The sequence below is a fragment of the Cellulomonas bogoriensis 69B4 = DSM 16987 genome (assembly GCF_000767165.1).
Classification (GTDB): Bacteria; Actinomycetota; Actinomycetes; order Actinomycetales; family Cellulomonadaceae; genus Actinotalea; species Actinotalea bogoriensis.
The window spans coordinates 1-347 of sequence record NZ_AXCZ01000493.1; the positions used below are offsets into that span (position 1 = coordinate 1).

Sequence of the window (347 nt, forward strand, 5' to 3'; positions counted from 1 at the left end):
GCGGCACGTCTGCGGTCGACCGTGATGGCTCTCGAGCAGTACCGGGCTGTCATCGTGGCCGCACGGGCCCAGATCGACGAGCTCCGCGCCCGACAGAACGCGCTCTGCGCCGCACGCGCGGACACCGACGCAGCCGCCCGGGCATTCATCGCAGCCCCCAGCGCGGACGGGGTCGCCGACTTCCTCCGGTCCCTCGCACGACAGACGGTGCTCCGCCGCGAAGCAGCAGGCCTCGCGAACGCCTACGACGACGTCATGCGGCAGGTGGCCGTAGCCGCGGAGGCCTGCGCGAGGACCCTCTGGCAGGACGGCCCCGGGCTCTCAGAACGAGCCAGGCACCTCGCCGA

At 72.9% G+C, this 347-nt stretch carries 1 protein-coding gene; it reads left to right on the forward strand.

The annotated features are described in order from the left end of the window. Nucleotides 1–24 precede the first annotated feature (24 nt). On the forward strand, nucleotides 25–347 hold a 323-nt coding region (locus N869_RS16175), incomplete at its 3' end, for a hypothetical protein (RefSeq protein ID WP_156968622.1).